Source organism: Acinetobacter indicus CIP 110367 (assembly GCF_000488255.1).
In the GTDB taxonomy this organism is placed as follows: domain Bacteria; phylum Pseudomonadota; class Gammaproteobacteria; order Pseudomonadales; family Moraxellaceae; genus Acinetobacter; species Acinetobacter indicus.
The window spans coordinates 225,733-239,982 of sequence record NZ_KI530756.1; the positions used below are offsets into that span (position 1 = coordinate 225,733).

The following is a 14,250-nucleotide window of genomic DNA, read 5'->3' on the forward strand; positions in this document are numbered from 1 at the left end:
TCTTGGTTGTCATTTCACCAGCTTAGAATTCCTGGTTAAATGCCTGACTTAATGCTTGGTCTACATCAGAGAAGTCATTTTGCAGTTCAAATTCTGCAGCTTCTGCTTCCTGACGACGACGCTCTAAGTGGTAAGCCAAACCTGTACCCGCTGGGATCAGACGACCAACAACGACGTTTTCTTTCAGACCACGTAGATCATCTTCTTTACCGGTTACAGCCGCTTCAGTTAACACACGTGTGGTTTCCTGGAACGATGCAGCAGAGATGAACGAATCCGTCGACAGCGATGCTTTGGTAATACCCATCAACTGGCGATCAAACTTCGCTGGGAACTTGTTCTGTGCAAGTACAGCCTGGTTTTCTTGAACCACGCGGATGTAATCCACCTGTTCGCCTTTGATGAAGCTGGTATCACCACCGTCAGTGATTTCAACTTTACGCAGCATTTGACGTACGATGACTTCAATATGCTTGTCGTTGATTTTTACACCTTGCAGACGGTAAACGTCCTGAACTTCGTTCACGATGTAGTTGGTCAACGCCACTTCACCTTTCAGACGTAAGATGTCATGCGGGTTTTGTGGACCATCAGAAATGGTTTCACCACGGTTCACATGCTCACCTTCGAACACGTTAATAGTACGCCATTTCGGAATCAGCTCTTCGTAGATCTCTGAACCATCATCCGGGGTAATCACCAGACGGTTCTTACCTTTGGTCTCTTTACCGAAGCTCACGATACCGGACACTTCTGCCAAAATCGCATGCTCTTTTGGTTTACGTGCTTCGAACAAGTCAGCAACACGCGGCAGACCACCGGTAATATCACGGGTACGTGAAGATTCTTGTGGTACACGACCAATAACGTCACCGACACCAATGGTTTCGCCATCGCGAACCGAAAGAATAGTGTTTTGTGGCAGGAAGTAGAACTGTTCACCACCGTCCACGGTGTCTAACACAACAGCAGGACGTAAATCTTTACCTGACGCAGGACGTGAAGTCACTGGCAAGATTTCGATTGTGGTCATACCGGTTGCATCATCTGTTTTCGAGGTTACGGTTACGCCATCAGCGATCTGGCTGAAACGTACTTTACCTGCAACTTCGGTTACCAGTGGATGGGTATGCGGATCCCAAGTCGCCACGATACCGCCTGCTTCTACCGCTTCGCCATCTTTCAGCAAGATTGACGCACCGTAAGGCAGTTTATAGCGCTCGCGTTCACGACCTAAGTCATCTGCAATACCAATTTCACCTGAACGAGAGGTCGATACCAGGTGACCTTTGGCATGTTGTACAGTTTTCACGTTGTGGAAACGTACGGTACCTTTGTTACGTACTTGAACGCTGTTGGCAGCAGAAGTTCGGCTTGCCGCACCACCCACGTGGAAGGTACGCATGGTTAACTGTGTACCTGGCTCACCAATTGATTGTGCCGCCATAACACCCACAGATTCACCTGGGTTCACCAAGTGACCGCGCGCAAGGTCACGACCATAACATTTCGCACACACACCGAAGGTCGATTCACATGATACTACTGAACGTACTTTCACTTCATCGACACCTTGCTCTTCCAGGAAGTTGGCAAGTTTTTCGTCAATTAAGGTGTTACGTGGCAGGATCACTTCATCTGAACCGGCTTTCTTCACGTCTTCAGCAACCACACGACCCAGTACTCGCGTACCCAGGTTCTCGATCACGTCACCGCCCTGAATGAATGGTGTCATCACCAGACCAGCCATGGTGCCACAATCTGGCTCAGTGATCACCAAGTCTTGCGCAACGTCAACCAGACGACGCGTCAGGTAACCCGAGTTCGCAGTTTTCAGTGCAGTATCGGCCAAACCTTTACGCGCACCGTGCGTTGAAATGAAGTACTGAAGTACGGTCAAACCTTCACGGAAGTTCGCCTTAATTGGTGTTTCAATGATCGAGCCATCCGGCTTCGCCATCAGACCACGCATACCTGCAAGCTGACGAATCTGAGCGGCCGAACCACGGGCACCAGAATCCGACATCATGTAGATCGAGTTGAATGATTTCTGCTTCTCGTCTTCACCCTGTTTGTTTTTCACAGTGGTGAAAGACAAGTTGTCCATCATCGCTTTCGCTACCTGGTCATTGGTACGTGCCCAGATATCGACGACTTTGTTATAACGTTCACCGGCCGTTACGAAACCTTGTTCGAACTGTTGTTCGATTTCACGAACTTCAGCTTCTGCCTTGTCAATAATCGCCTGTTTGCTTGGTGGAATAACCATGTCTTCCATACCAACCGATACACCTGAACGCGTCGCTTGACGGAAGCCCAAGTACATTAATTGGTCAGCAAAGATGACCGTGTCTTTCAGACCCAGTTTACGGTAGCAAGAGTTGATTAACTTAGAGATGTTTTTCTTGGTCATCTCAACGTTAATTTGCTCGAAGCTTAAACCTTCTGGCACAACTTCCCAAAGCAGACAGCGACCTGGTGTGGTGTCAACAACAATAGTTTGTTGCTCACGCTCACCGTTGTCATTGATCACAGTTTGGTATACACGCGCTTTTACGCGAGCGTGCAAATCAACCTGACCGGTTGCAAGGGCACGGTTAACTTCATGCGTATCTGCGAACACCATACCTTCACCTTTGGCATTTACCGCATCACGGGTGATGTAGTAAAGACCCAAGACCACGTCCTGAGACGGTACGATGATTGGCTCACCGTTGGCTGGAGACAGAATGTTGTTGGTCGACATCATTAACGCACGCGCTTCTAATTGCGCTTCAAGTGTTAATGGTACGTGTACCGCCATCTGGTCACCGTCGAAGTCGGCGTTGAACGCAGCACAAACGAGCGGGTGCAGACGGATCGCTTTACCTTCAATCAGGATCGGTTCAAACGCTTGCAGACCCAAACGGTGAAGGGTTGGCGCACGGTTCAACATCACTGGATGCTGACGAATCACAGATGCAAGAACGTCCCAAACTTCTGGCGTCTCGCGCTCAACCATTTTCTTCGCAGCTTTAATGGTAGTGGCTTGACCAGACGCTTGCAGTTTCGCAAAGATGAACGGCTTGAACAGTTCCAGCGCCATTTTCTTCGGAAGACCACATTGGTGCAAACGTAAAGTAGGACCTACGGTAATCACCGAACGGCCTGAATAGTCAACACGTTTACCCAACAAGTTCTGACGGAAACGACCTTGCTTACCTTTGATCATATCGGCTAAAGATTTCAGCGGACGTTTGTTCGAACCGGTAATTGCACGACCACGACGACCGTTATCAAGCAATGCATCTACAGACTCTTGTAACATACGTTTTTCGTTACGTACGATGATGTCTGGCGCTGCAAGGTCAAGAAGACGCTTCAAACGGTTGTTACGGTTAATCACACGACGGTAAAGGTCGTTCAGGTCAGACGTTGCGAAACGGCCACCTTCAAGCGGAACCAGCGGACGAAGGTCTGGTGGAAGTACTGGCAGTACATTCATTACCATCCATTCTGGCTTGTTGTTCGACTCTTTGAACGCTTCCATCAATTTCAAACGCTTAGACGCTTTTTTCAGTTTCGTCTCAGAGGTTGTTTGTGGAATTTCTTCACGCAGGCGTGAGATTTCATTTTCAAGATCGATGTCTTTTAACAGGTCCTGAACTGCTTCTGCACCCATTTTCGCTGTGAATTCATCACCGTGCTCTTCCAACGCATTGAAGTATTCTTCATCGTTCAGAAGCTGGTATTTCTCAAATGGAGTCATACCTGGGTCAGTCACTACATAAGATTCGAAATACAGAACACGTTCGATATCACGTAAGGTCATGTCTAATAACAGACCGATACGGCTCGGCAGTGATTTTAAGAACCAGATGTGTGCTACTGGAGATGCCAGCTCGATGTGACCCATACGTTCACGACGAACTTTTGCAGTTGTTACTTCAACGCCACATTTTTCACAGATGACGCCTTTGTATTTCATACGCTTGTATTTACCACACAAGCATTCGTAATCTTTGACTGGACCAAAGATTTTGGCACAGAACAAACCGTCACGTTCTGGTTTGAAGGTACGGTAGTTAATGGTTTCAGGCTTTTTAACTTCACCATGAGACCACGACTTAATCATTTCTGGTGACGCAAGACCAATACGGATGCGATCAAACTCTACAGGAGCATGACCGTCTGAGTCCGTCTTTTTGCGCATGATATCGAGCAAGTCTTTCAATTTTTTTCTCCGTGTGCCGGTAAGATTTTCACTTTCCGACTGGGTCACAAATATTGTTTTTTAACTGAATTTTAATCCCCCTTAATCCCCCTTTTTCAAAGGGAGAAAAGTCCCTCTTTTACAAAGAGGGATTTAGGGAGATTTAATGGAGATTCTTAGTCACCATTTTTCAGTTCAATGTTGATACCTAAAGAACGGATCTCTTTGGTCAATACGTTGAACGATTCAGGCATGCCCGGATCCATATAATGGTTGCCATCTACAATATTCTTATAGATGCGGGTACGGCCTTCAACGTCATCCGACTTCACAGTGAGCATTTCTTGAAGCGTATAAGCTGCACCGTATGCTTCCAGTGCCCAGACTTCCATCTCACCGAAACGCTGACCACCGAATTGTGCCTTACCACCCAGCGGCTGCTGTGTTACTAATGAGTAAGAACCTGTCGAACGCGCATGCATCTTGTCATCAACCAAGTGGTTCAGTTTCAGCATGTACATGTAACCAACAGTAACTGGACGGTCGAAACGCTCACCCGTACGGCCATCATACAATACGGTTTGACCGGTACGTGACAGACCCGCAAGTTCAAGCAAGTCTTTGATCTGACCTTCTTCAGCACCGTCAAATACAGGTGTTGCCAATGGAACACCAGCACGCAGGTTGCCAGAAAGCGCCAAGATTTCATCATCCGTCAGGCTGTCAAGATCTTCTTGCTCGCCGCCCACCTTGTTGTAAATCTTGTCCAAGAATTCACGCAGTTCAAGAATGGTGCGCTGTTCTTTCAGCATCTTGTCGATCTGATCACCCAGACCTTTGGCTGCCATACCCAAGTGCGTTTCCAGAATCTGACCCACGTTCATACGCGATGGTACACCCAGCGGGTTCAGTACCACGTCTACCGGCACACCGTTGGCATCGTGTGGCATGTCTTCAACCGGCAGAATGTTGGATACAACACCCTTGTTACCGTGACGACCCGCCATCTTATCACCTGGCTGGATACGACGTTTCACCGCAAGGTAAACCTTAACCACTTTCAGTACGCCAGTGGTCAGTTCATCACCTGTAGACAGTTTGCGTTTCTTCTCGGCGAATTTCTCGTCAATTTCAAAGCTCTTCTCTTTCAAGAAGGTTTGAATTTGCGTTAAACGTTCCGCAATCGCTTCGTCACTTGGCTGGATTTCAAGCAGATCAACCAGTTCAAGACCAGACAGCATATCTTCAGACAGTTTGTCGCCACGTTTGGTGCCGCCACCGCCATTCGATTCCTGACCTTTTAACAGACGGACAATACGTTCACGTGCTGCTTCTTCGAAGATTTTGTATTCTTCTTTCAAGTCTTTACGGTATGCATCAAGCTGCGCTTTCTCAATCGCCAGTGCACGTTCGTCTTTTTCCAGACCATCACGGGTAAAGACTTGAACGTCGATGACTGTACCTTTGGTGCCCGATGGAACACGTAAAGAGGAGTCTTTCACATCCGCTGCTTTTTCACCGAAGATGGCACGAAGCAGTTTTTCTTCAGGCGTCAACTGAGTTTCACCTTTTGGTGTTACTTTACCCACCAGGATGTCACCGGCAGTCACTTCTGCACCGATGTAAACGATACCTGATTCGTCCAGTTTAGACAGCGCAGCTTCACCGACGTTTGGAATATCAGCCGTGATTTCTTCAGCACCCAGTTTGGTATCACGTGCAACACATGACAGTTCCTGAATGTGAATCGACGTTAAACGGTCTTCTTGAAGCACACGCTCAGAAAGCAAGATCGAGTCTTCGTAGTTGTAACCATTCCAGGTCATGAACGCCACGCGCATGTTTTGACCCAGGGCCAGTTCACCGCCATCTGTCGATGGACCATCCGCCAGGATGTCACCACGTGCAACTTTATCGCCTAAACGTACCACAACGTTCTGGTTGATACAGGTATTCTGGTTTGAACGCGTGTATTTGATCAGGTTGTAGATATCTACGCCTGCTTCACCCGCGATCATTTCATCTTCATTCACGCGAATTACGATACGTGATGCATCAACAAACTCGATCACACCACCACGGCCTGCAACCACACACACACCTGAGTCACGTGCCACGTTGGCTTCCATACCGGTACCAACCAGCGGTTTGTCCGCGATTAGTGTAGGTACCGCCTGACGTTGCATATTTGAACCCATCAATGCACGGTTGGCGTCATCGTGCTCAAGGAATGGAATCAGCGATGCTGCAACAGAAACCACCTGCTGAGCAGATACGTCCATATGGGTCACTTTTTCAGGTGACATACGTACGAATTCACCATGGTGACGTACAGAAACGAATTCTTCAGTCAGGTTACCGTCCTGATCTACAACCGAGTCGGCCTGTGCAATCACAGTACCCACTTCTTCAATCGCAGACAGATATTCAACTTCGTCTGTTACACGACCATCAACCACTTTACGGTATGGTGTTTCCAGGAAACCGAAGCTGTTGGCTTTCGCGTATACAGACAGCGAGTTGATCAAACCAATGTTTGGACCTTCAGGCGTTTCAATTGGACATACACGACCATAGTGAGTCTGGTGTACGTCACGCACTTCGAAGCCTGCGCGTTCACGGGTCAAACCACCAGGACCAAGCGCCGATACACGACGTTTATGAGTGATTTCAGACAACGGGTTGTTCTGGTCCATAAACTGAGACAACTGGCTCGAACCAAAGAATTCTTTGATGGCTGCAGCCACTGGCTTCGCATTGATCAGATCTTGCGGAGACAGGTTGTCAGTTTCAGCTTGTGATAGACGCTCTTTTACAGCACGCTCAACACGTACCAGACCCACACGGAACTGGTTTTCGGTCATTTCGCCCACTGAACGAACACGACGGTTACCTAAGTGGTCGATATCGTCGACTTCACCTTTACCGTTACGGATTTCAACCAATGTTTTCAGTACATCCGTGATGTCTTCGTTCGACAGGATGCCTTCAACTTCGCGCGACTTCTGGTCAGTACCAACTTCATAAGGACGACCCAGACGACGGTTGAATTTCATACGGCCGACTGGTGACAGGTCATAACGCTCAGAAGAGAAGAACAGGTTGTTAAACAGGTTCTCAGCTGCTTCTTTGGTTGGTGGCTCGCCTGGACGCATCACTTTGTAGATTTCAACCAGTGCTTCTTCACGACCTGTAGTCGTATCGGCACGTAGCGTATCTGCAATGAATGAACCGCGGTCGATGTCGTTAGTGAACAGGATGTTGAACTGCTTCACGCCGCCTTCAGCCAGTTTCACCATCACTTCATGGCTTAACAGGGTGTTGGCTGGAATCACATCGCCATCTTTCAGCACGATGTCTTCGGCAGTAATACGCTCGTACAAGTATTCATCCGGCACTGACAGTTTGGTCAGACCAGAGGCTTCCATTTGACGAACATGACGTGCGTTGATACGCTTACCTTGTTCAACAATGACTTTACCATCGGCATCAGTGATATCGAATTGTGCCATTTCGCCACGCAGACGTTCTGGAATCAAGTCGATCTGATAGCTACCCATATCCACGTAAACAGGAACTTTTTCGTAGAACAGGTCAAGAATCTGTTCGTTGTTATAGTTCAGGGCACGCAGAACCACAGTCGCCAGTAATTTACGACGACGGTCGATACGTACATAGACTAAATCTTTGGCATCAAATTCAAAGTCTAACCATGAACCACGGTAAGGAATAATACGCGCTGAATACAGCACTTTACCGCTTGAGTGAGTCTTACCTTTGTCATGGTCAAAGAATACGCCTGGTGAACGGTGTAATTGCGATACGATTACACGCTCGGTACCGTTGATCACAAAAGTACCGTTATCCGTCATCAATGGCATTTCGCCCATATAGACTTCTTGTTCACGTACGTCTTTGATTGATTTCGTTTCACGATCTTTCAGGATCAAACGAATTTTAACGCGCATTGGTGCCGCATAAGTTGAGCCGCGAAGGATACATTCACGTACATCAAACTCTGGTTTACCAAGACTATACTCAACAAATTCTAAAGCAGCATTGCCAGAATAACTTTCTATAGGAAAAACTGAACGAAATGCGGCTTGGAGACCGATATCTTCGCGGTTTTTTGGAGATTTGCCATCTTGCAAGAAAGTACGGTACGAGTCGACTTGAATCGCCAACAGGTACGGTGCTTCCATGACTTGGGGCAATTTACCAAAATTCTTACGGATCCGTTTCTTTTCGGTATATGAGTATGCCATCTGGAGTCCTCGGAAAGTAAACCAAGCCCGCCTGCAGAACGGGCTCAGAAGGAATTACGCAGGCCGATATGGCCACCACTCTTTACAAATGCTGCAATTTTTAGTGGTATTAAAACGCTTAACAATATTTTTTAACATTGAAAAATATTGGTAAGCGTTTGATTGTTATCTTTATTTTTAATTTGTATGAAATTTATATCATGCAAACAAAAATCGAGCCGATTATTGTAACGCAAAAAGGCTGATGACCCAAGAGCCATCAGCCATTTTTTGGAGTCGATTATAAAAAAATCGACTCCGCTTAAGCTATTACTTAAGTGTAACTGTAGCACCAGCTTCTTCAAGTTTCTTCTTAAGCTCTTCGCCTTCTTCTTTAGAAACGCCTTCTTTAAGTACTGCTGGAGCACCTTCAACCATGTCTTTCGCTTCTTTAAGACCAAGGCCAGTCGCTTCACGAACTGCTTTAATTACTGCAACTTTGTTTGCACCGAAAGAAGTCAACTCAACGTTGAATTCAGTTTGCTCTTCAGCAGCAGCAGCGCCAGCGCCTGGAGCAGCAGCAACTGCAACAGCAGCAGCAGATACGTTGAATTTCTCTTCGAAAGCAGAGATCAGTTCAACAAGTTCAAGAACAGTTTTTTCAGCAACTGCGTTTAAAATTTCTTCGTTAGTTAAAGCCATGAGAATAACTCCAAATGGAAATTGAATGGTGTGTAAATTGATTTAAGCTTAAGCTGCTTCTGACTCGTTTTTCTCTTTGAGTGCTGTAATAAGGCGACCCAATTTCGAAATAGGAGCTTGAAGAACGTTTGCAAGCATAGTAAGCGCTTTTTCTTGGTTCGGAAGATTTGCAATCACGCTAACTTCAGCACCTTCATAAACCTTACCGTCAAATGCAGCAGCTTTAAGTTCAAATGCTTTGTTTGTTTTAGCGAAATCTTCGAACAAGCGTGCAGCTGCACCCATGTCGTCTTCAGAAGTCGAGAAAGCTAAGATTGTTGGACCAACAAGAGTTGCATTCAAGATATCGAATTGAGTACCTTCGAATGCACGCTTAGCCAAAGTATTACGCACGATACGAGTCGTAACACCAAGCTTACGCGCTTCAACACGTAAAGCAGTTAATTGCTCAACGGTTAAACCTTGATAGTCAGCAACAACAGCAGAGAACGCGCGAGAAGCAACTTCGTTTACTTCTGCTACGATCTGTTTTTTGTCTTCAATAAGAAGAGCCATTGTAAAACCTCCTAACGGTGATTTATGTACCCACAAGGGATACACTCCCAATTCGTGAATTCATCACTGAACTCACACGCGGAGGAGGAATAAATCACACCACCGCGTCTACGCAGGCTGGGATTTTAAGAGAAGAGCATAAAACTCCCCTCGCCTGAGGTCTTTGACGCTGATAAATTCTCATTTACCAATTCAAAGTCCGCCTGAATGTCCCCTCTCCTTTCAGGAGAGGGCTAGGGAGAGGTTTAACCCTCATCCCGATCTTCTCCCAGAGGGAGAAGGAGACCTTTCAGGACTTTAAAATTCTGTCTAAGTCAAAACTTAGTTAGAAACGTTGTTTACATCAACAGTCAGACCAGGACCCATAGTTGAGCTTAGAGTGATCTTTTTGATGTATACACCTTTAGAAGTCGCAGGTTTTGCTTTCTTCAGGTCAGCTACAAGAGCTTCAACGTTTTGACGAACAGCTTCAGCAGTGAAACCTACTTGACCGATCGCAGCGTGGATGATACCCGCTTTGTCTACACGGTAACGTGCTTGACCAGCTTTTGCATTTTTAACTGCAGTTGCTACGTCAGGAGTAACCGTACCCACTTTAGGGTTTGGCATTAAGCCACGTGGACCAAGGATTGTACCTAATTTACCTACAACGCGCATTGCATCTGGAGCAGCAATTACCACGTCAAAGTCAAGGTTACCCGCTTGGATGCTTTCAGCCAGGTCATCAAAACCAACTACGTCCGCACCTTCAGCTTTAGCAGCTTCAGCAGCAGCGCCTTGAGCAAACACAGCTACACGTACAGTTTTACCTGTACCTGCAGGAAGTGTAGTCGCGCCACGAACAACCTGGTCAGATTTACGAGGGTCAACACCTAGGTTTACAGATACATCCAAAGATTCTTTGAATTTAGCTGCAGGAAGGCTGTTAAGAACTTGTACTGCTTCTTCCAAAGTATAAACTTTGTTTGCTTCTACAGCAGCAGCAATGGCTTTTTGACGTTTAGTTAACTTTGCCATGTCTTATAGCTCCACTTCCAAGCCCATAGAACGTGCAGAACCAGCGATGGTACGTACACGCGCGTCTAAGTCAGCACCAGTTAAGTCTGGTTCTTTCGTAGTCGCGATCTCTTCTAACTGAGCACGAGTCAACTTACCAACTTTAGTTTTGTTTGGTACAGCTGAACCCTTCTGGATACCAGCAGCTTTCTTAAGCAGAATAGCAGCAGGTGGAGTTTTCATGATGAATGTGAACGACTTGTCGTTATACACAGTGATCACTACTGGAATTGGAAGACCAGCTTCAACTTTTTGTGTCGCCGCATTGAATTCTTTACAGAATGCCATGATGTTAACACCACGTTGACCTAGTGCAGGACCAATTGGTGGAGATGGATTTGCTTTACCAGCTGGAACTTGCAGCTTGATATAGCCGTCAATCTTCTTAGCCATTTTCAATTACCTCTGGGTACAAACGCCGCTAGGCTCCCCAATGATTTCTAAGTAACGATACCGTTACAACAACAATGCCCGATCCATAACAAATCGGGCGTTTTCAACCAGCAGTGAATTAAACTGATTTTTCGACTTGGCGAAATTCCAGCTCAACCTGTGTTGGTCGATTGAATACATTAATCGTCAACGTTAAACGCGACTTGTCGTAAAGGACTTCTTCCACCACGCCTTTAAAGTCGGTGAATGGACCGTCAATTACCAGTAATTCTTCGCCTGGTTCAAACATCGTCTTCGGACGAGGTGCTTCACCAGTATTGCGTACACGTGCAAGAATCGCATCAGCTTCACGCTGCGTAATTGGCGCAGGTTTTTCCGGTGTACCACCAATAAAACCTAATACTTTTGGACATTCTTTTACAATGTGCCAAGTATCATCATTCATTTCCATTTCGACTAGCACATAGCCCGGAAAGAATTTACGCTCAGATTTACGTTTCTTGCCATCCTTCATTTCTACCACTTCTTCGGTAGGAACCAGGACTTCACCAAAGCTATCGGCAACAGCGCTACGCTGGATTCGATCATTAAGCGAACGCATCACTTGTTTTTCATAACCAGAATAGGCATGAATAATGTACCAACGTTTCATAGCTCTCTTACCCGATAATAAATTTAATTGCCCAACCTAAAACGTAGTCAAAACACCACAATAAAATGGATGCTACAACCACAACTGCAAGTACGTGCCAAGATGTGGTCACTGTCTCTTGCTTGGTTGGCCAAGTCACTCGACGCAGCTCGATTCGTGAATCTTTCAATAAACGAACAAAGCCTTTGCCTTGATGGGTGGCGTATAATAAACCTAAAGCCACTACGATACAAGCCAAAATTACCCCAACGCGCACCCAAATATCATTTGCCGGTGCCCAGTACGCTGGTAGATGCTGATTCACCATGGTTGCCGCAATGAATAAAATCAAGGCGATAATCCACAACACGTAGTCTAATGGAGAACCCGAATTTACAACTTCAGCAGGATTATTTCTTTGAGGAATTGGCGCTTCGCTTAATGCGTCACGCGATTTATCATTCGACATTTTTGTACTCGTCGTAGGATTCGCGACTTATTATATGACCAGTTTTGCCAGCATCAAGCTTTTTTTGAAAAATGGCAGGCCAGGAGGGACTCGAACCCCCAACATTCGGTTTTGGAGACCGACGCTCTACCAATTGAACTACTGGCCTGTAGAACAAGCCGAAATCCGCAAACTTCGGCTTGTGAAACTTATTTTATAATTATGCAGTTACTTTAGCAACTACACCCGCACCTACAGTACGACCACCTTCACGGATCGCGAAGCGTAAGCCAGCGTCCATTGCGATTGGGTGGATTAATTCTACTGACATTTCAACGTTGTCGCCTGGCATAACCATTTCAACGCCTTCTTTCAGCTGGATCGCACCAGTTACGTCCGTAGTACGGAAGTAGAACTGTGGACGGTAACCATTTAAGAATGGAGTGTGACGGCCACCTTCGTCTTTAGAAAGTACATATACTTCTGCGTCGAATTTAGTGTGCGGCTTGATTGAACCTGGTTTAGCAAGTACTTGACCACGTTGAACTTCTTCACGCTTAGTACCACGTAGAAGAACACCACAGTTCTCGCCAGCACGACCTTCGTCAAGAAGCTTACGGAACATTTCAACGCCAGTAACAGTTGTTTTCGCTGTATCTTTGATACCAACGATTTCAACTTCTTCACCAACTTTAACGATACCAGTTTCTACACGGCCAGTTACAACTGTACCACGACCAGAAATAGAGAATACGTCTTCGATTGGCATCAAGAATGCTTGATCGATTGCACGTACTGGCTCTGGAATGTAAGAGTCAAGTGCTTCAACAAGAGCAACAACAGCGTCTTCGCCGTATTGACCAGCTTCACCGTTAAGTGCAGCAAGCGCTGAACCACGGATTACTGGAGTGTCGTCGCCTGGGAAGTCATAAGTAGAAAGAAGTTCACGAACTTCCATTTCAACCAGCTCAAGCAGCTCTTCGTCGTCAACAAGGTCGCATTTGTTTAAGAATACAACGATGTAAGGTACACCTACCTGACGAGAAAGAAGGATGTGTTCACGAGTTTGTGGCATTGGACCGTCAGTCGCAGCACATACAAGGATCGCACCGTCCATCTGAGCAGCACCAGTGATCATGTTTTTAACATAGTCGGCGTGGCCTGGGCAGTCAACGTGAGCGTAGTGACGAGTTGGAGAATCGTATTCTACGTGAGAAGTGTTAATTGTAATACCACGTGCTTTTTCTTCTGGAGCAGAGTCGATTGCAGCGTAATCTTTCGCTTCACCACCGAATTTCTTCGCACATACAGTTGCAATTGCAGCTGTTAAAGTTGTTTTACCATGGTCAACGTGACCGATTGTGCCCACGTTAACGTGTGGCTTATTACGTTCAAACTTAGCCTTAGCCATGTTTATTTTCCTCGTTTACGTCGAACACAATCTGAGTAATACCCAGCCTCGACATATCGCCTAAAAAACTAGACACCTAATACTTAAAAAGCAGACTAAATAGCCTGCTTTCTTTAAATCTCATGCAACCAAGTTGCTAAACTGTATCTGGAGCTCTTATCGAGATTTGAACTCGAGACCTCTCCCTTACCAAGGGAGTGCTCTACCACTGAGCTATAAGAGCGATCATCTTCGATGATGGAGCGGGAGACGAGGATCGAACTCGCGACATGCAGCTTGGAAGGCTGCCGCTCTACCAACTGAGCTACTCCCGCACATTGTTGGTAATGTACCACTTCATTCGAAGTTAATGGTGGTGGGAGAAGGATTCGAACCTTCGAAGCTTACGCGGCAGAGTTACAGTCTGCTCCCTTTGACCGCTCGGGAATCCCACCAATATCACACTTATTGCAGTGCTCGTTCTTTACTTCACATCTCGAATTCTCTAAGATGGTGCCGGCACACGGATTCGAACTGTGGACCTACTGATTACAAGTCAGTTGCTCTACCAACTGAGCTATGCCGGCGTTTCTTAGTGTTTCGTACGTTTCGTATCGGAACGGTGTGCAGTTTAGCAAA

Annotated in this window: 9 protein-coding genes and 5 tRNA genes; all 14 read right to left on the minus strand. The window is 46.3% G+C overall.

Annotated features, from left to right (window positions below):
• Window positions 1-22: 22 nt before the first annotated feature.
• The gene (rpoC, locus tag P253_RS12340) at window positions 23-4,213 is read right to left on the minus strand and encodes a DNA-directed RNA polymerase subunit beta' (protein WP_005181690.1); all 4,191 of its coding nucleotides are present in this window, start codon (window positions 4,211-4,213) and stop codon (window positions 23-25) included.
• Between the two features lie 155 nt (window positions 4,214-4,368).
• Entirely contained in the window at window positions 4,369-8,457 is a 4,089-nt protein-coding gene (rpoB, locus tag P253_RS12345; protein ID WP_016659679.1) for a DNA-directed RNA polymerase subunit beta, read from the minus strand.
• A gap of 309 nt (window positions 8,458-8,766) precedes the next feature.
• A complete protein-coding gene (rplL, locus tag P253_RS12350; protein ID WP_004774018.1) occupies window positions 8,767-9,138 on the minus strand; it encodes a 50S ribosomal protein L7/L12 in 372 nt (123 codons plus the stop codon).
• A 48-nt stretch (window positions 9,139-9,186) separates the two neighbouring features.
• The gene (gene rplJ, locus P253_RS12355) at window positions 9,187-9,693 is read right to left on the minus strand and encodes a 50S ribosomal protein L10 (RefSeq protein ID WP_005181686.1); all 507 of its coding nucleotides are present in this window, start codon (window positions 9,691-9,693) and stop codon (window positions 9,187-9,189) included.
• A 321-nt stretch (window positions 9,694-10,014) separates the two neighbouring features.
• Window positions 10,015-10,710 carry a 50S ribosomal protein L1 gene (rplA, locus tag P253_RS12360; protein WP_005181684.1) on the minus strand — a complete coding sequence of 232 codons (696 nt, stop codon included), beginning with the start codon at window positions 10,708-10,710 and terminating at the stop codon, window positions 10,015-10,017.
• A 3-nt stretch (window positions 10,711-10,713) separates the two neighbouring features.
• The gene (rplK, locus tag P253_RS12365; RefSeq protein ID WP_004868049.1) at window positions 10,714-11,142 is read right to left on the minus strand and encodes a 50S ribosomal protein L11; all 429 of its coding nucleotides are present in this window, start codon (window positions 11,140-11,142) and stop codon (window positions 10,714-10,716) included.
• Between the two features lie 118 nt (window positions 11,143-11,260).
• A complete protein-coding gene (gene nusG, locus P253_RS12370; protein WP_005181681.1) occupies window positions 11,261-11,794 on the minus strand; it encodes a transcription termination/antitermination protein NusG in 534 nt (177 codons plus the stop codon).
• Between the two features lie 7 nt (window positions 11,795-11,801).
• Window positions 11,802-12,242: a preprotein translocase subunit SecE gene (secE, locus tag P253_RS12375; RefSeq protein WP_005181678.1), complete on the minus strand. Its 441-nt coding sequence runs from the start codon at window positions 12,240-12,242 to the stop codon at window positions 11,802-11,804.
• Window positions 12,243-12,314: 72 nt separating this feature from the next.
• Window positions 12,315-12,390, minus strand: a tRNA-Trp gene (locus P253_RS12380).
• 51 nt (window positions 12,391-12,441) lie between these two features.
• On the minus strand, window positions 12,442-13,632 hold the full coding sequence (gene tuf, locus P253_RS12385; RefSeq protein ID WP_005181676.1) for an elongation factor Tu: 1,191 nt from the start codon (window positions 13,630-13,632) through the stop codon (window positions 12,442-12,444).
• A gap of 148 nt (window positions 13,633-13,780) precedes the next feature.
• Window positions 13,781-13,855, minus strand: a tRNA-Thr gene (locus P253_RS12390).
• A 15-nt stretch (window positions 13,856-13,870) separates the two neighbouring features.
• Window positions 13,871-13,946: transfer RNA gene (locus P253_RS12395), tRNA-Gly, on the minus strand.
• Window positions 13,947-13,982: 36 nt separating this feature from the next.
• Window positions 13,983-14,066 (minus strand) — tRNA-Tyr (locus tag P253_RS12400).
• 56 nt (window positions 14,067-14,122) lie between these two features.
• Window positions 14,123-14,198 (minus strand) — tRNA-Thr (locus P253_RS12405).
• Window positions 14,199-14,250 lie beyond the last annotated feature (52 nt).

What these genes read in the sequence shown, in the direction of transcription:
- rpoB (WP_016659679.1), bottom strand. Translation starts at nt 8,457, where the DNA reads ATGGCATACTCATATACCGAAAAGAAACGGATCCGTAAGAATTTTGGT.
- rplL (WP_004774018.1), bottom strand. Translation starts at nt 9,138, where the DNA reads ATGGCTTTAACTAACGAAGAAATTTTAAACGCAGTTGCTGAAAAAACT.
- rplJ (WP_005181686.1), bottom strand. Translation starts at nt 9,693, where the DNA reads ATGGCTCTTCTTATTGAAGACAAAAAACAGATCGTAGCAGAAGTAAAC.
- rplA (WP_005181684.1), bottom strand. Translation starts at nt 10,710, where the DNA reads ATGGCAAAGTTAACTAAACGTCAAAAAGCCATTGCTGCTGCTGTAGAA.
- rplK (WP_004868049.1), bottom strand. Translation starts at nt 11,142, where the DNA reads ATGGCTAAGAAGATTGACGGCTATATCAAGCTGCAAGTTCCAGCTGGT.
- nusG (WP_005181681.1), bottom strand. Translation starts at nt 11,794, where the DNA reads ATGAAACGTTGGTACATTATTCATGCCTATTCTGGTTATGAAAAACAA.
- secE (WP_005181678.1), bottom strand. Translation starts at nt 12,242, where the DNA reads ATGTCGAATGATAAATCGCGTGACGCATTAAGCGAAGCGCCAATTCCT.
- tuf (WP_005181676.1), bottom strand. Translation starts at nt 13,632, where the DNA reads ATGGCTAAGGCTAAGTTTGAACGTAATAAGCCACACGTTAACGTGGGC.